Below are 17,830 nucleotides of genomic sequence, written 5' to 3' on the forward strand. Positions count from 1 at the left end.
TAATTACTAAGCTCTCGTAATTTTAATATTTTCTTTCGTAAACTTCAATGAATTATCTCTAGCCGAGACTAATACTACCTGGCTTAAGGTGTATTTCTGAACCATCTTCTATTTGTAAGCGCAAACAACAAGTGTTAGTAATGCCGACAATAACGCCAGTGCGATCACCTACTGTTACCGATTGCCCCATATTTATCAATAATTGTTCGTATGCTGGGATTAAATTTGCGACTGGTTCGTTTATTCCCCTTTCTATACCTTGGATAGTAATAGCCGCCAGCATTTCTAAGCTAGGAGCTGAACTGGCAAAATGACATTTTCCGGGACAATCAAATTTTTGCCCTTGTGGAATCGTCCGTTATCAACTTGAAGAATGTTTTGACTATCTGGATAAGCTACAGAGAACTCATTTTTTAACTACAGACACAAAATGTAAATTCGCCTTTGCTAATTTAGCAGAGGCGAGTTTTACATTAATTATTGACTGTTTTTAGAACGTGAATGTAGTACGCAAGGTTCCTACATAGATTGTGTCGTTAGCATCGTTGTGTTCTGGGTTTAGAATTACCAACAAACCAGGGGTAACAGCGATATTCTCGTTGAGTTGTAAACGGTAAAGCGCTTCAACGTGGTAGGAAGTATCTGGGTCTTCACCGCCACCACCCAAACCACCGTTACTAGCTACAGTTAAATCGTTATCAGTAACTTTTGGTGGTTGACCGAAGATTAAACCAAGTTGGCTACCTTCAGGCCCAACGTCCTGGATGGCTAAAGAAACTGCGTAGTTGAAAGCTGTAGCACTATTGTCACCACCACGGAACTTATCTTCTGCGTCTGTAAGACCAGCCCAACCAGAAAGTGTAAATTTGTCACTAGCACGGAAACTCGCTTCTACACCGTAGTGATTAGCCGCTGTAGGTACGTTACCAAACGGTTGGTTAGCAAGAGCGCTGCCTGTACCTTCCGATAAGCTTACAGCACTTGCACCAGCAACACCGCCTTGACCAATATTATTACCTTTATCGTAGGAACGAGCATAGGTCAAACCAATACCAATTTTTTTACTAGGGCGGAAATTAATTTGACCGAGAGCAGCAAAAGAACCATCAAATAAGCCTGTACCGTTAGATGGATTATTAGCAGTATTTGCTATATACCCTACCGATGCGCCAATTGGACCGTCGGGGTTGAAGTTAACTGTTAGTCCTGCACCGCTACCTGTGCGATAAATAGGATTAAAACGTCCAAAGCGCGAGATTGCACCACGTCCGCTACTTTCAAAAGCTGGGTTGAAGGTATAGACGTTATCGTTAAATTCAGTGTTAGCGAACATGGCATCTACTCGGACTCTCTCACCAACAGGAAAACGATAGAAAAGGTCGTCTATTTCAAACTGGCTATTAGTATTTGTGTCAACCCCTAACCGGGTCATGGAAGTCCCTGTATTGAAGTTAGCAATATTTGCAGCTTGTATACGAGTTCTTAGCAAGTCTCTACCAGTAAAACTGGTATTAAAGTTTAGACGAGCGCGAATGCCAAGAGTAGTGTTCGTGTTGTCATCTAAACTGGTACGCCCTGCTTCTGTGTTAGCAGCCCGACTATCGCCAAAAGCATCAGAAACAGCCGCGACAACTTCTCCAGTCAACTTAGTTGTGGTCGAGAACTGGTTAGCTTCTAGTTCCGCAGTCTGGGCTTCTACAGCATCTACACGACCGCGTAAGGTAGCAAGTTCAGCAGAGAATTCTTCCTGCAAGCGTTGTAAGGTGGCGAGGTCTTCTCGTCTTACTAAGTCTGCCGTTGCAGTAGCAATTAGTTCGTTAACGCGGTCTAAACAAGCATTTAAACCTGCTGCAAATTCATAACGAGTTAAAGCCCGATTACCGCGATAAGTACCATCGGGATAACCAGCAATGCAACCGTAACGTTCAACTAGAGACTGTAATGCTTGAAACGCCCAGTCTGTAGGTTGCACGTCTGATAGCTGAGAAACGGAAGTTACTTGAGCTAGATTGTCGTTGGTTGGAGCATTTTGGCTCACCACTACTGGTGCTGATTCAATAATTTCTTGAGTTGCAGGGCTAATTGGCGCAGCTTCTGTAGTAGCTGTGGGAGCATTTACTGCTACTAATTTGCTGTCAACTGGTTGAATCTGTAAAGTTTCGCTTGTAGCTACACTTGGGTTTGGGGCTAGGTCGGCAGCAGATACTTCCGCAGCTTGAGCATAACTAGCTACAAGTAGAGTAGCTCCCAAAAAAACTGGACTTAGTTTAAGCGCGTTCCAAAAAACTTTCGACATATATTCCTCTCACTTACACCTTAGATAATGCTAGTTGTAGTAATGTGCTTTTTAACTTGCACTATTGAATGTTTCCCTATTATTTAGTTTTGCAGTCTCAAATGAAATCAAGATGAAATATTACCTACAACCCTAAAAGTTTAGCCATTAGTAGACTCTGAATTGGGCTAGTCCTAGAGGAATACTTGCATTCATGCCAACAAGTTTAGCTGAAACCGGATATAGCCAAGCATTAGAACGCCCAGAAAATTTCACATCTTTCATAACTACTTTTAACCTATTGCCAGGAGCAATTGGTTTAAGAAAAGAGATTGTGATTTTCTTAAGTAGTACAGTTACTATTAACTGGATTTGCATAGAGAAATGAAATCACAGTGAAATTATTGAATATTAGTTAGAAAATTTCAAAATTATTCAGTACAGTACCCATTTGAATGAAAAATGAGTAAATTCCTAAAAATTTAGATTAATTAACAAAGATTTTGTACTATGGGCAAAGCTACCACCGCTATTTTGACTATACCCTCTTTCTGCACCACGCCACGCGACCAAACAGTGAAGCAAAACTCAGTTACAGGAGTACAAATACGCTCAGTTGGTTCCTATATTCAAGGAGGTAGTCCTGAGCAGGTAAGGATATAGTATAAATAGCTCTAGAAAGAACGATGTTAGAAAACGCTATCTTCTGTCCGCGCTGTGATTCTAATCAAGTAGTGAAAAATGGATTTTTCACAATGGGAACCAGAACTTTAAATATATTGAGTGCCAGCGACAATTTGTTCGTAATCCAAGAAATAAGGTAATTGGAGAGGAAACTAAAGACTTAATATATAAGTTATTACTAGAGAAACTACCTTTAGCTGGCATCGCTAGAATCACTGGTGTGTCGAATGCGATGGTTATAGACTTACTTATGTTAACAGGTTGTATGCCTCTATTTCAAAAAATGTAGAAGTTTGGTCCAAAAAAAGGACGGCTGACTATCCAGTGTGATGAAATATGGTCTTTCATAGGCAATAAGAAAAACAAGCAGTGGATTTAGTTAGCACTAGACATAGAAACAAAAGAGATCGCTGGTGTATACGTTGGCAATCGTAGCCGCGATGGAGCAGCAGGATTATGGCACTCATTGCCTGCTCTTTACCGACAATGTGCTGTGTGTTATACCGATTTCTGGTTTGCCTATAATCAGATTTTTCCAGAATGTAGACATTGAGCAGTAAGCAAAACCAGTGGCAAAACTAATAGTATTGAGCGATTTAACTGTACTTTACGCAATGCGAGTTCCGCTCCTTTTTAGAGAAACCTTGTCCTTCTCTAAAAAGGAGCGAAAACTACATCGGAGCTATCTGGTATTTTATCCATTACTACAATAAATTGCTAAAGCTTTAGTCAGTCCGTCCTTACTCATTCAGGACTATTCTCAGATTACGTAGCTACTCCAAATATTTGATTAATGAAGAGAACCTGCTCTTTGAAGGCTCCTAACTCCTAAAACCTGTCTTTCCTGCTTTCAATTGCAAATCTGGTGTTGCTGTTTGGCTGGCTTCGGCATTGTTAAGTAGTATTATTCCTCCTCTTTAACGACTAACGTACCTACTCTATTCGTGATTATTCGTATAACAAAGCATATCTTTATGACACTTCTGGCAATCGAATAGTAAAAGTGCTACCTTGACCCAATTCACTTTGTACAGTAAGATTACCCTTGTGTACATGAACGATTGCTTTGGCGATAGCTAACCCTAATCCCGACCCGCCTGTATTGCGAGAGCGGTCGTAACTCACACGATAGAAGCGCTCAAAAATTTGTGTTTGTGCTTCTTGTGCAATGCCAATTCCCGTATCTTGAACTTTAATCAAAGCATAATCGTTACTATGATCTAAAACAACAGTTATTTGACCACCATCTGGTGTGTATTTGATTGCATTATTAATCAAGTTAAAAACCAGGCGATAAAGTTGATTTTCATCCCCCATAACATACAACGGCTTGTATACTCTTACTTCAGATATCAGCGTTACCTTAGCAGCGAAAGCCATATCAATGAACTCTTCTACCAAGTCGCTTACCAAATCGTTGAGACAGCAACGCATTTTCTTTATCAACACCTTCGGCTGTCCCAATTGAGAGAGGAGTAATAAATCATCAATCATTTCAGCCAGTCGATGATTCTGACTGGCAACATTGTTCAGAGTGTGCCGCGATTCTGGTTCAGATAGATAAGGCATTCTGAGTACAGATTCAACCGCTGCTTGAATTGCTGCTACAGGAGTACGCAATTCGTGGGCAGCATCAGATGTAAATTGTCTCATTTGTTGATAAGACTGATCAATCGGTTGCATTGCCAACCCTGCAAGCCACCAACTAGAACTACCGACCAGAATTACTGTAATTGGGAGTCCAAGTCCTAGTACCAATTTTAGGGAGGAGAGACGACTATCGAAGTCTTTGAGACTTCGCCCAATCTGCATATACCCCCAAAGCTGATTGTCTTGAGTATGCAGAGGCAAGGACATTTGATGGTAGCGCTCTCCTTGTTTGTCTTTGAGCGTTTGCCAAACTTCCTTACTCACAACCAATGGTAACTTTTTAGGTTGAAAACCTGCTGACGCAATCAACTCCCCTGAACTATTCACAAAGTTAATGTAATAGTAATTACCTTGGTAAAAGGTACTAAAAATCTGTTGTTCAACAGAGGTGTGGTACTCTTGCCTATATATTGTTTGGATAGGACAGCTGAACTCGGCAGAGCAGATATCGGGTAAAAGCTGCTGGACAATTGGTTCTAGACGAGCGGGCTGTTTTAACTTTGGTTCAATACTGCTATGTAAAGTCTTGGTTATAGACTGTAGTTCCTGGTCAATAGCAACTAGATGAGCGTAAATCATTACTCGATAAATCCCGAAACCGCCTAGGCTGAGAATGAAACCCATGATGACGGTATACCAGGAAGCCAGTCGCCAGCGAGTTTGACGAAATGGTCTAGTTTGCATTACTTAAATTGAACCGATAGCCCATACCAGGAACAGTTTCGATTAAATTATCACAGCCAAGTTCTGACAGTTTGCGTCGCACCAATCGAATTTGGGCTGCCACTACATTACTAATACGCTCTGCATTCATTTCGTAAAGATAGTCTAAAAGCTGGGTACGGGTAATATATTGATTGGGGTGTTTCAAGAAGTATTCCATTACTTGAAATTCTTTTCTTGTCAGAGGAATTGCTTGTTTGTTACCGTTAATGTGTTGAAGACAAACTGTACAGGTTCCGTAATCTAAAATAAAGCAACCTACTTGAAGTTGCTGAGGTTCAAACTGGGGGGATCTCCTCTGCAATGCTCGCAGTCGCGCTAATAATTCCTCTACACCAAACGGCTTGATTAAATAATCATCAGCCCCAGCATCTAATCCAGCCACTTTGTCTTCCATACGGTCTTTTGCCGTTAGCATCAACACGGGCAAATTATTGTTACAAGTACGTAATTTACGCAGCAGTTCTAAACCCGATATTCCAGGCAGTAACCAGTCAAAGATAGCTAGCGTATATGGTATTTTTTGTTCTTCTAAGCAATTCCAAGCTTGAGTACCATCTAAGACCCAATCAACAATATATTTTTCCTGGTTCAAGGTTCGCTTAATCGCTTCCCCTAAAACTAGCTCATCTTCAACTAGCATAACCTTCATAATCAAAGTAAAATAGTGTGGCAGCAACAAAAATCTCTACATCAATAGACACAAAACCGAGTTACACCCATAGAAATACATACATCAATGCAGATAAGTTCACCAGAAGCTCTATGTAGTTAAACGTCAAAAATCCTGTTTTCTTTATATTATTTGGGTCAAGCTTGAGTTTTAATCTAGGAGCAACGGGTTGAAGAAAATTTACTATAACTTTACTGCCCGTAATAGAAGACTTGGCATTAATCTTACTTTCTGAGTTGTCTGTTACTGTAATATTACTACTAATAAGGTGAGTGGGTGCAATTAATTTGAAAATAGGTTTAGGATAGGTAAGAATTTCACAAAGAGGTATCTTATACTTAATTTTTTGACTCATCTACTTGATAACCCTCTAAAACATCGACAATTAGCTGAGAAATAAAGCTACGCCTTTAAGGAATGTGTAACTTAATCTTATGCGAGTAGTCCTTTACTATTTTGGAAGATGTTGTACAAATCAATCAGTACGAGGATTGCCTCGTGTACGGCATTGATTATCCAAAAGAAATCAGAACGACGAGAGCTAAAGCTATAGATGCCAAGCAAACCAGATTTCTCACTTATTACTTCTACGAAAAACCAATCGTGTTAGTAAGACCTCAAACTCATTCTCAATAGATAGTTGCGCTGTACTTATCTTGACATAACAAGATGAAACCAGGATGAAATTTTTGCATACTTGACACATTTACTCAAAAATTAGCTTTTCAAAAGAAATTATTCATTCATGTCGCGATAAGTTGCAACTGCTGAGGGTGAGATACGGTTGAGGTAGCGGAAAATCCAATACTTAAAAATAGTATCCAGAATTACTGGGAAAGTAGAAATAAATAGGTTGGTAAAATCTCGATTTTCCGGCAACCCGAAATGCCTTAAAGTATTGTCTATGATTACTTCCCAACCGTGAGAAGAATGGAACCCAACAAAAGTATCGGTAAATAAAATAATTAAAAAAGCTTTAGCAGAATCGCTTAAACCATAAATTAACTCATCGATAAAAGACATTAAAGTAGCTGTCTGTTTTTTACCTGTTGCTACTATAAATGTGAAAGTGAACACTGAAAATATATCAGCGAAAATATTTTTAACAGCTTCATTACTTTCTATTTTGTAATGGTGGGCTATCTGAATTGCCTTATCTTTCAACTTTTTATCCATAGCTACTGGAGAAAGGACTGGTGCCTTTTTAAGCAAAGTATCAAAAGCAACTCTTTTTTCAAATATTTTAAATTCAGCCAACGCTCTTTCCTCCTGAGAGAAATTTAAAAAAACTGATGTTTTATCCGTCCAGAAGTTCTTAATTAAAGGTTCAAAAAGGAAGTTTTTAGAAAGCTGATTTACAAATAGAGGGACTAAAATAAGAATTAACAAGTACCGAATAGAAGTAACTGTCAGATACCGAGACATTCGGAATTCTTCAATTAATCTTGATTCGGCATCGGGGTCTAAATCCCTCTTAAGTTTTTTCAAAGTCCGACCAATAGAGCGAGGAAGAAAGCTAGTTTTTTGAGATTTAAAACTTGATTTTGATTCGTCTTCTGACATCTACAATTTTCGCTGTTGTTTTCATAAATAACTCTGTCATTAGATAAGTTTGTCATAACGAAATGAAACTAAGGTGAAATTCATGCCTACCTCAGAAAATTTTATAAAAATGTAATAAGAACATAATTTGACGCAATGCTAGAAACCTTTTAACAGTAAGTTTTTGGTTAAAATATTTAATATTGATATTCTTTCTTGCGCTCAATTAGGTTTTAAACAAAGTTGTTTTGAGCTAGAGAACAAGGATAATTTGGATCGCCAGTTTCTATTTGAACAGTAGCGTGTTCAATACTGAACCGATTGTGAAGCTCCTGGGATATTTGTACTAAAAAAGCATCCACGGGAACTCCTCCAGGTATTACTAGGTGTACGGTGAGCGCCGTCTCTGTAGTACTCATTCCCCAAATATGGAGATCATGAACGCCAGCTACACCGGGAAGTTCAGCTAAGTATGTGCGGACAGCAAGCGGTTCAATACCTGCGGGTACAGCATCCGTCACCAAGTTGAAAGATTCTTGGAACAATTGCCAAGTACCAACAACGATGACAACAACAATAATCAAGCTCACAACAGGGTCGAACCAAAGCCAGCCAGTTGCAACAATAGCAACCCCAGCTAGTACTGCACCCAACGACACCACTGCGTCTGCAACCAAATGAAGGAAAGCTCCTCTGATATTTAAGTCATTTTTACGACCAGACAAAAACATCAAAGCACTTACCGTATTAACAGCAATGCCTACTGTTGCAACACCAATAATAGTAATGCCTGAAACTGAACTGGGTTCAAAAAAACGTTGAGTAGCCTCCCATGCTATTGCACCTGAAGCCACGAGCAAGAGGATAGCATTCAACAGAGCAGCTAAAATCGAGGAACGACGTAGCCCATAGGTACGTCGTTCTGTTGGTCGGCGACGGACAAGAATACTGGCTCCCCAAGCGAGTAGTAGACCTAAAACATCACTCAAATTATGACCCGCATCGGCAAGCAGGGCAAGGGAGTTGGCAAGAATGCCATAAACTGCCTCAATGATAACAAACCCGGTATTGAGAGTAACACTAATGATAAAAGCACGATTGTAATTAGTCGGTTCGTGGCTGTGCTGATGAGACATATATTTCCTGTTATAGCGACCATCTACTACTGAACTAAGACAGGTTTTTTGTGACCCAAGCTCTCAATGCTGCTTCTGTTTCGTCTCCAAACAGATGATGGGGACAGGTCGTATCTTCTTGGTGGCTGGGAGAAAACCGATGTCCGGTAATGGCATAGGGCGGAATTTTGTACTCGGACATCAACCATTTAATCAAAGTGATTGCGGCTTGTTCTTGAGGCGGTGATAGATGCTCGTGAACGTTGGCAACGTGTTCAATTCCAATAGAATCAGCATTTTCGCCGTAGGCGTGCCAAGCTTTATCTGCATCTCTCACCATGTGGTAGATTTTTCCATCGCGAGCTACTACATAGTGAGCGCTAACGTGGCTTTCGGGATGGTGGAACCAATTGAGAACGGAGGTGACTAAATCAATTGTTGTGCAGTGTAAAATAATTCGTCGGATGGGAGTTCCATTACGGCTAGAAAAGTTAGGGGAAGGGTCCCAGATGATGGGTGGTCTCCTACAGAGTTCTGATGTTCCGTGTCCCTTTTGAGCAGAACTTTGAAGGTCGTGCAACACCTGTCCATTTCTAAGTAACTGGATATCGTCAACGCAGGCATACCAGGTATTGCAATTGGCGATGGAGCGCTCTTTCAACGTAAATCTTAGGTGATCGACGACTTGCAGGTACCCTTGGATGGGAAACGTTGTGTCTGCCTGAATCATATGCTTCTCACTATCGAGCAAATTAGTGTCTAGAACAAGTCTTTGCTTAAAAAATGTATCTCGAATAGTTTTTAAGGTGTGTTCTGTCATTTGTCTTACACTCCTCTAAGCGATTTTTGGTTATTTTATTAAAGGTAAAGTGATTATCCACTTTTTCACTGTTGATATTAAAAATACTGCTACAAAATCGAAAACATAAAATAGTGGAGATGGAAAGCATAGACTAAAGCGTGGAAAGTCTAGCTTTACCTACGGGAATCTCTACATCACTGCCAACAACTTTAGCAAAAAAGCTATAGACAGAAGCAGAACCAAAAGTTGGTTGTTTGACTTTGTTAAATTCAACAAAAAGCATAATATTAGAAATATTTTTTTCAGGAAAATCAATGATAATCCTTTTACCATCCACAGAAATATTAATATTAATTTTTTGCTTCTTTTCATCCCGCACAGCAATATCATTACTTACAGCTACAGTGGATGGAATTTCAACAATTATCTGGGAAATAGGAGGTTGATTTTTGGGAATATGTAATTGAAAAACCTGTTTGACAACACGCCAGGGAGTGGGAGGAATCTGCGCGTTTTCATCAAAATTAAAATTTCCATGATTATTCGGATTAGCACTTACATAGCTGGCAGAACTAAAAACGGCAGTAGCTAAAGTAAATGCAGCAGCGTAAACTATTGTTTTCTTCATCTTGGCTCCTAGAGTAATAAACATTATGGTGAATAGCAATTTACAGTGATTGTTTTAATTAAGGTGATAGCTTTTATCAAAAAATAGGATTTAGCTACTGCTTTCGCATAGTTTGAACTAGAGTTTTCGCTAGTTCAAACTTTTTTGTGCTTGGCAAATTAACGACTAAATAGTAACTTTTTCTACAAATTCAGGCTGAATGACAGGTTTAGCCTTTTTAGGAATCATAAATCTGGCAAATTGGGTATACAAAGCCGGAAGTACTAGCAGGGTTAAAGCAGTAGACGTAAACAGTCCCCCCAAAACAACAACGGCTAGTGGCTGAAGAATTTCTTTTCCTGCCCCACTACCAATTACCAGTGGCACCATGCCCAGAGCCGATGCTAATGCTGTCATCAAAATGGCAACTAGCCGTTCCATCGACCCTTCAATCAAAACCTCCCGCAGAGGCTGCCCTTCTGCCAATCTAGTGTTGTAGTTTTCAACCAGCAACAGTCCGTTGCGTGCAGCAACACCAAACAGGGTAATAAACCCTACCATCGAAGCTACAGAAACAATACCGCCAGTCAAGGCGACGGAAATCACCCCACCTATTAATGCCAAAGGCAGATTAACTAGGATCATGATGGTTGCAGGAATCGACTTGACAGCAAAGTAGAGAATTACTGCGATCGCGACAAAGGCTAATCCACCAGCCGAAAGTAAAGTTTTTGTCGCTCCCTCTTGCGCTTCAAACTGACCGCCGTATTCAATGTAATACCCAGAAGGCAGTTGCACTTCTTGCTTAACCTTATCCCGAATGTCTTTGATCGCAGAACCCAAATCCCGCCCAGCCACATTGCTAGATACAACAATAAAGCGGGAGACGTTCTCGCGGTTGATAGTATTGGGACCCGTGCCATACTCAATTTTTGCGACTTGGGCTAAAGGAATTTTTTGACCGTTGGGGGTATCAACTAACAAATTGCCGATGACTTCTATATCGTTACGATAATTTTCTGGCAACCACACAACGATGTCAAAGGTCTGTTGTTGTTCTAAGACTTGAGAAATAGTTCGCCCGTTGAGAGCAGTTTCAATTGTCTCTGACAGTTCTCCAATAGTTAAACCATAACGAGCCGCCGCATCGCGGTCAAACTGAATTTGTACCTGTCTAACTGGCACTTGAGGTTCTAGTTGCAGGTCAGTCAAACCCGAAATCTCACTCATGGCTGACTGGACTTGTTGACCAAGGGTACGGAGTTCTTCTAACTCAGGACCAAAAATTTTGACAGCGATCGCACTTCTTACCCCAGAAAGCACTTCATCCATACGGTGAGAAATAAAGCCGCCAATATTAGTTGCTACTCCTGGCATTTTCTCAAATTCTTCCCGGATCTTTTCGATGCTCTCCTCCCGTTCTTTTGCTCCCTCCTCACTAATTTGTACATCTAGCTCTCCAAAGTTAGTGCCAGCTACCTCAGTATCGCCTTGAGCGCGTCCAGAGCGAAACTGAACAGTTTCAATTCGGGGGTCATTTTTAACGGCTTCCTGTATTGCTAAACCTACCTGATTAGTTGCACCTAGAGATTGACCAGGCATAAGACTGACTGCAATTACCAAAGCACGGTCTTGAAACTCCGGTAAAAAAACTTGCCCTAACGAGGACATAATCATTATTGAAGCTACAAATCCAGCTAAAGCTGTTGCCAAAATAATCTTGGGACGACGAATAGAAAACTTTAAAGCTGGACGATACAGGCGATGGGTTTGTTTTTCCAACCAGGTTTCGGTACTTGGTAATTTCCGACCCGCCAACAGCAAAGCACACATTGCCGGGGTCAACGTTAGCGCCACTAAAGTAGAAGCTGCAATTGACAGCAAATAGGCTACGCCCATCGGCGTAAAAATGCGACCTTCTACACCAGAAAGGGCAAAAATCGGTGCGAAGACGACGGCGATAATGATAGTAGCAAAGAGAACGCTAACGCGTACCTCAACTGAGCCATCAAAAACAACTTGCAACGGTGGTACCGGATTTCCCGCGAGTTGGTTTTCCCGCAGACGACGGTAGACATTTTCCATATCTACAATCGCGTCATCTACTACTGAACCGATAGCAACAACCAGTCCGCCCAAAGTCATCGTGTTTATGCCTTGTCCCGTCCAATTTAGGATGATCATTCCTAGCAGCAGTGACACGGGAAGGGCGCTCAAACTAATTACTACCGTGCGCCAATTCATCAAAAACAAAATCAGGACAACGGAGACGATGATGGTGCCATCTCGCAGAGCTTCTTCAACGTTTTCAATTGAAGCTTCGATGAAATCCTCTTGGCGAAAAGTAGTGGTAATTTTGACATCTTTGGGTAGACCCGGTTTTATCTCCTCCAGTGCCGTCTCAATCGCTTTAGTTAATTTCGGTGTATCAGCGTCAGGCTGTTTGTTAACGGTCAAAGCGATCGCTGATTTACCTTCAAAACTGGCATCGCCGCGTTTTAGTGCTGCACCAATTTGTACCGAGGCTACTTGTTCCAGGAGGACTGGCGTGCCATCGCGTGCTTTGATTACCGATTTCTTGAGTTGCTCGATAGACTGAATCCGCCCAACTCCCCTAACCAACGTCTCTTGATCGGGAGTAATTAAAAATCCCCCTGGCGCATTGGCATTAGCCGCCTCTGCCGCTTGTGTAACATCCGTCAAGGAAACATTAAACGCTTTCAGTTGGTCTGGATTAACTAGCACTTGGTACTGACGCTCATCCCCACCAAATATCACGATATTACTAACACCAGGGACAGCTAGGAGGCGGTTTTTAACTTGCCAATTAACAATCCGCCACACGTCCATTATGGGGGTGGTTTCGGAGCTAAAGGCGTATCTAACAACGACTCCCAAGGCAGAGCTAACAGGGAGAATTTCTGGCTGCTCTACGCCCTGTGGTAGCTGGCTTCGCGCTTGTTGCAACCGCTCCGTTACCAATTGACGGGCGCGATAAATTTCTGTATCTTGCTTGAAGACGGCTCTAATAGCAGAAAGACCTACGGCGGAAGCCGATCGTAATGATTCTAATCCGGGTGTTCCGTTAATCGCACTTTCTATAGGTCGGGTAACTAACGATTCGACTTCCTCTGGCGCTAAACCAGGGGCTTCTGTCTGAATTTCGACTTGCGGTGGAGCAAAGCTAGGAAACACATCTAGAGGCATTTGAGTGAGAACGCGAAGACCCCACAGACTGATGAGAATAGAGGCTAAAACTACTACCCATCTTTGAGCAATCGACCACTTGACAATGGAATTAAGCATATTTTGTTCAATTTAAGAGTGTGGCTGGTAAGGCTCGTCTTGCTCCCCCCCTGCGGCTTTTTGAGATGCGGTCGGCTGCTTAGAGTTTTTAAGATAAGGTTCTATTTCATAATCAGGAGCGGCGTACTCTAAATTGCCAGCTAGTACTACCCGACGCTGGGTACGACGATTAGCCCAAAAAGCACCTGCTATGAATGTGCCAGCCGCGACCGCGACCCCAGATGAAAGAACTAACCACCAAGGTAACGGTACTCCAGTGTTGCTTTGACCTGTTGACTTAGATGCCTCGTCTTCTTCATGTCCGGCTTCCTCACCTTCCTCAGCTTTGTTGCCACCCCGCAGAGCTTGAGCATAAAGCTGAGGCGCACGCTGGGTGACAATCAAGTTTCCCTCGACTAGACCACTTTTAACCTCAACCATGCCTCCGGACGTTTGACCTAACGTGACTTCAACAGGCTGAAAGGCATTATCCTTCTGTACAAAGACTAGCTGCTTGCCATTCGCCTCAACTACAGCTGTACTCTTAATTGCTAAGAGTGCTGTTGTCGTCTGATTGGTTAGGACTTCCAGTTGAGCAAACATTCCTGGTTTTAGCTCCCCGCTAAAGTTTTTTAGTTCAGCTTTTACTGGTACTACCCGCGTTTCGCCTTCCACCACCGATCCAATCGTGGTAATCCGTCCGCTGAAGCTGCGGTCAGGTATACCAGCAACTTTTGCGATCGCTTGTTGACCTGTCTTTACTTTGTCTAAATCTTTTTCATAGATATTTGCGGTAGCAAAGACCCGACTGTCGTTTACAATCGTCATCAGCTTGCCACCCGCATCTTGAAAAGATTGACCCAGCGTAACTTCTCGATCAGCCACCTTGCCGGAAATAGAAGCCGTTACTGTTACCAATCCTTTATCATTGGCGCGGGTTCCTAGTTGTTGTAACCGGGTTTGATAAGTAGAATCGCTAAGGCGGATACGAGTCTGAGCCACCTTAACAGTTGACTGAGCGCGTTTGAGTTCTGCTTCTGCTTCAATAACATCCCGACGACTGTTGGCTTCGGTGAATTGAGATTTGGCTTGAGCTAGTTGGGTTTGAGATTCGAGGGCGTTGCGACGTGGGAGCGCACCTGCAACCGCTAATTGACTGTCCTTGTCGTATCGCTCTTGGGTAAATGCTAACTGGCTCTGCGCTTCTGCTACCTTAGCAATAGCTATCTGCGAGTATCGTTCATAGTTTTGTTGAGCTAGCTTTAAGTTAGCTTGAGCCTGCTGCAAATCGGCTTGAGCCTCTGCCCGTTTCTCTTGGGATGTAACACGTAGTTCAACCAAGTCAGGACTATATAGTACGGCGACGGGTTGACCCACTGTCACGGAGGCTCCAGGTTCTACTAACAGCTCTACCACTTTTGCCCCTTCTATCGGCGTAGTCACCTCTACTTTTTTACTGGGCAAGGTTTCGATCTGCCCGGTAGTCTTAATCCCTATAGCTAGCTGTTGCCTACGAGCAGGCTCAACTTTAATTCCTAGTTGTTTAGCTGTCTGTGCATTAACTTTAATCGCACCAGTTGGTTCGCCTGTACCCTGAAATTCACTCCCACTACCGTGTCCCCCATCAGCCCACACGGCTGTGGGAGTTGCTAGTAGTAGGCTCAACATTACTGAAGAAACGTAACTCAGGGTTTCTGAAGCTTGAGGACGGTTGGAGATTCTCATTGCTAAAATTTTTCTAAAGTTACTAAAAACCAGTGTCGCGCTTGAAAGTTGACGTTTTAATATAGAAGGCTATGAGCCAGTTTTTCTAAATTTTAGCCACGTTGCTCCTGGTAAATTTCATCAGAGAATTTTTATAGCATTGATTACTTAGCTTCTCATACCCAAATGAAATGAGGGTGAAATTTTTTAGAAAGTAGAGATTAAGTAAAAGTTACTTACAAATGGAAGGTACCTGATCGCAATAAGATTTTTTTGCGAGAGTTTTATTGTGTCAATTGCATTTTTTCTTAATAGCTGTCTGTGAGATTAGAATTTAACAATTTCCTATAAAAAACCAAAATTTCATCTTGATTTCATAGCTAGGTGTCAACATGGTGAATAATAGATTCATTCAAAAAGTAATTACAAATGACAATTAAGACTGGAACAAAGCGTTGTGGTAATGGATAAAGTAATTAATAGTTTAGATGTAATCACTCAGTTTTTAAAAAAGAGTATTTTACAACGTAACTGCTTAATTCGTTACTGTTAATAATTAATAAAGATATTATTAGCAATTGAGAATAGTGGTATTAGCCAATCTATAACTTTAAAATTAAGGGAATTAAATGTATACTTACGAAGAAAAAAAATAGAATTATTTCAAAAAGCAATTATTATGCTGTTATTCAAATTCAAGCTAAGAAACCTATGACATTTGAGAGGTGATCGCGAGTCTTTAAGTACTTTTATTGAACAACGAGCAATCGCTAGTTCTAAAGCGGTCGTTCTAAATTAGACCTTGTAATTAGTGACTTATATAACAAGCAGGTATCGATATTTTGAAGTTTTCTTATTACTTAGTGGCTGTAGGGACAGGATCAGTAATTGTCTTTAACACAATTAATTCAGCTATGTCCCAAACTTTCTCGTCTTTCCAATGTACTAATAATTCATGTATCTTATTAAACTCCCTTTGGCGACCAGATTCCATACCAAACATAGCAGATGGAAATAAGCCCATTGCAATATCTGAAATTTATGACTTTGCTCAATCTCCTGCTCCTAGCTCAATGCCTTTGGCAAGTCCCAAACCACCAAATCTAACAGATATTCTTAGCGAAAGGACTCCCGTACCTAGCAAGCTCAATCCTAGTCCAAATCCGTTACAATTTCCAACTAAACCAGAAGAAGTGCGACTTGAAGCAACAGAAGCAATTAGCTTGCAACAGGCATTGGAATTAGCACGGCGCAATAATCGGCAATTACAAGTTGCTTTGCTGACTTTAGAACGCAGTCGCGCCAACGTGCGAGAAGCTCAAGCCGAGGAATATCCAACTTTAAACATTCGAGGGGGGTTAAATAACGCAGGAAGTAACGTGTTTAGCTATGAATCTAATAATTTTGGCAGTAGTACTGGAAGTTCTACCGCTTTACGCGGCACGGCACAACTAAGCTATAACGTCTATACAGCCGGAGCTAGAACAGCCCGCGTCCGCGCCGCCGAGGAACAACTACGATTCGACCAACTTGACGTTGAACGCTTAACTGAGCAACTGCGCTTAGATGTATCTAACGACTACTACGACTTGCAACAAGCTGATGAACAAGTACGCATTAACCGAGCCGCCGTAACCAACGCCGAAGCGAGTTTACGTGATGCTCAAGCGCTAGAACAAGCAGGAGTAGGAACTCGGTTTGATGTCTTACGATCGCAAGTCCAACTTGCTAATGCCAATCAAAATTTAACTAATGCTTTGAGCCAACAGCAAGTTTCCCGCCGCCAGTTGGTAAATCGCTTGAGTTTATCTCAAGTAGCCAATGCGATCGCTTCAGATCCCGTAGAAATAGCTGGGGTTTGGGACTTGCCATTGGAAGACAGTATTATTCAAGCTTTTCAAAATCGGGCCGAGTTACAACAAGACTTAGTACAGCGTAATATCAGTGAACAAAACCGTCGGCTGGCATTAGCCAGTATCAAACCTACAGTTGCAGTTAGCAGCAACTACAACATCAGCGATACTTTTAATGATGATGAAAGCTTTGGCGATGATTATTCCCTGGGTGCAAATGTAACGTGGAACTTGTACGATGGCGGCGCAGCTAAAGCTAGAGCTAGAGCGCAATCCGCAAATATTGCGATCGCCGAAACAAGTTTTGCCGATACTCGCAACCAAGTAAGGTTTGAAGTAGAGCAAGCTTATAGTAGTTTGCAATCAAATTTAGCAAATATTCAAACCGCCTCCGTTGCTTTAGAACAGGCTAGAGAAGCTTTGCGCCTAGCCAGGTTACGCTTCCAAGCTGGAGTAGGAACTCAAACCGATGTCATTAGCGCTGAAAACGATCTAACTCAAGCGGAAGGCAATCGAGTTACAGCTGTTTTAGATTACAACCGAGCTTTGGCAAGTTTGACTAGAGCAATTAGTAATGATCAGCCCCGCTAATCAGATGATACAGCGCTTTCGGCTATTATGCAATATAGTTTTCTCCTTGCCCCTCTCCTATCATCGCTCCTTGCCCCTCTCCTATCATCGCTTTTAGCTTTTAGGATGTACCTCATAGCTGCCGGAAGTGCTGTAAAGGCAAAAAAAGGTTTCATCGCAAAAAATAGTGGACTGAAATAATTCAGCTAGAAAAAAGCTTGTTTGTACCTGATAAAGCTTATATCCCCATTCAAAGTTAAATCTATTACTGATTTCTTTTTCTAAGGAGTTTTCCGTCCTTAACAAATTTTTGTGGCACAACTTGAAATCCTAGCTACTGTACCTAA

General features: G+C 41.6%; 12 protein-coding genes and 1 pseudogene. 2 read left to right on the forward strand and 11 right to left on the reverse strand.

All coding sequences use genetic code 11. The features are described from left to right. Positions 1 to 58: 58 nt before the first annotated feature. Positions 59 to 283, reverse strand: a complete 225-nt coding sequence (locus tag C7B70_RS15125; RefSeq protein ID WP_199192284.1) for a hypothetical protein — start codon at positions 281 to 283, stop codon at positions 59 to 61. Between the two features lie 207 nt (positions 284 to 490). Next, entirely contained in the window at positions 491 to 2,296 is a 1,806-nt protein-coding gene (locus C7B70_RS15130; protein WP_199192285.1) for an iron uptake porin, read from the reverse strand. A gap of 665 nt (positions 2,297 to 2,961) precedes the next feature. Between C7B70_RS15130 and C7B70_RS15135 the strand changes: the two are divergent. Next, positions 2,962 to 3,688 (forward strand): annotated as a pseudogene (locus C7B70_RS15135) (IS1 family transposase). 243 nt (positions 3,689 to 3,931) lie between these two features. Here the strand turns inward: C7B70_RS15135 and rppB are convergent. From rppB to C7B70_RS15180, 9 genes are all read right to left on the reverse strand, one after another. Then, positions 3,932 to 5,293: a two-component system sensor histidine kinase RppB gene (gene rppB, locus C7B70_RS15140; protein ID WP_106369852.1), complete on the reverse strand. Its 1,362-nt coding sequence runs from the start codon at positions 5,291 to 5,293 to the stop codon at positions 3,932 to 3,934. Beyond that, the gene (gene rppA, locus C7B70_RS15145) at positions 5,283 to 5,984 is read right to left on the reverse strand and encodes a two-component system response regulator RppA (RefSeq protein ID WP_106369853.1); all 702 of its coding nucleotides are present in this window, start codon (positions 5,982 to 5,984) and stop codon (positions 5,283 to 5,285) included. The genes rppB and rppA overlap by 11 nt, the downstream gene beginning before the upstream one ends. A gap of 61 nt (positions 5,985 to 6,045) precedes the next feature. Continuing rightward, positions 6,046 to 6,360, reverse strand: a complete 315-nt coding sequence (locus C7B70_RS15150; protein ID WP_106369854.1) for a hypothetical protein — start codon at positions 6,358 to 6,360, stop codon at positions 6,046 to 6,048. A gap of 380 nt (positions 6,361 to 6,740) precedes the next feature. Then, positions 6,741 to 7,568 (reverse strand): CemA family protein, encoded by an 828-nt coding sequence (locus tag C7B70_RS15155; RefSeq protein ID WP_106369855.1) that lies wholly within the window; start codon positions 7,566 to 7,568, stop codon positions 6,741 to 6,743. Between the two features lie 212 nt (positions 7,569 to 7,780). Further along, positions 7,781 to 8,683 carry a cation diffusion facilitator family transporter gene (locus C7B70_RS15160; protein ID WP_106369856.1) on the reverse strand — a complete coding sequence of 301 codons (903 nt, stop codon included), beginning with the start codon at positions 8,681 to 8,683 and terminating at the stop codon, positions 7,781 to 7,783. 34 nt (positions 8,684 to 8,717) lie between these two features. Then, positions 8,718 to 9,482, reverse strand: coding sequence for an N-acetylmuramoyl-L-alanine amidase (locus C7B70_RS15165; protein WP_106369857.1), 765 nt, complete (start codon positions 9,480 to 9,482; stop codon positions 8,718 to 8,720). 133 nt (positions 9,483 to 9,615) lie between these two features. Further along, positions 9,616 to 10,092: a hypothetical protein gene (locus tag C7B70_RS15170; protein ID WP_106369858.1), complete on the reverse strand. Its 477-nt coding sequence runs from the start codon at positions 10,090 to 10,092 to the stop codon at positions 9,616 to 9,618. Positions 10,093 to 10,257: 165 nt separating this feature from the next. Beyond that, positions 10,258 to 13,377: an efflux RND transporter permease subunit gene (locus tag C7B70_RS15175; protein ID WP_106369859.1), complete on the reverse strand. Its 3,120-nt coding sequence runs from the start codon at positions 13,375 to 13,377 to the stop codon at positions 10,258 to 10,260. 12 nt (positions 13,378 to 13,389) lie between these two features. Beyond that, entirely contained in the window at positions 13,390 to 15,081 is a 1,692-nt protein-coding gene (locus C7B70_RS15180) for an efflux RND transporter periplasmic adaptor subunit (protein ID WP_106369860.1), read from the reverse strand. A gap of 821 nt (positions 15,082 to 15,902) precedes the next feature. Here C7B70_RS15180 and C7B70_RS15185 point away from each other — a divergent pair. Further along, positions 15,903 to 17,504: a TolC family protein gene (locus tag C7B70_RS15185; protein WP_233220953.1), complete on the forward strand. Its 1,602-nt coding sequence runs from the start codon at positions 15,903 to 15,905 to the stop codon at positions 17,502 to 17,504. Positions 17,505 to 17,830 lie beyond the last annotated feature (326 nt).

The organism is Chlorogloea sp. CCALA 695 (genome assembly GCF_003003885.1).
In the GTDB taxonomy this organism is placed as follows: Bacteria; Cyanobacteriota; Cyanobacteriia; order Cyanobacteriales; family Chroococcidiopsidaceae; genus Aliterella.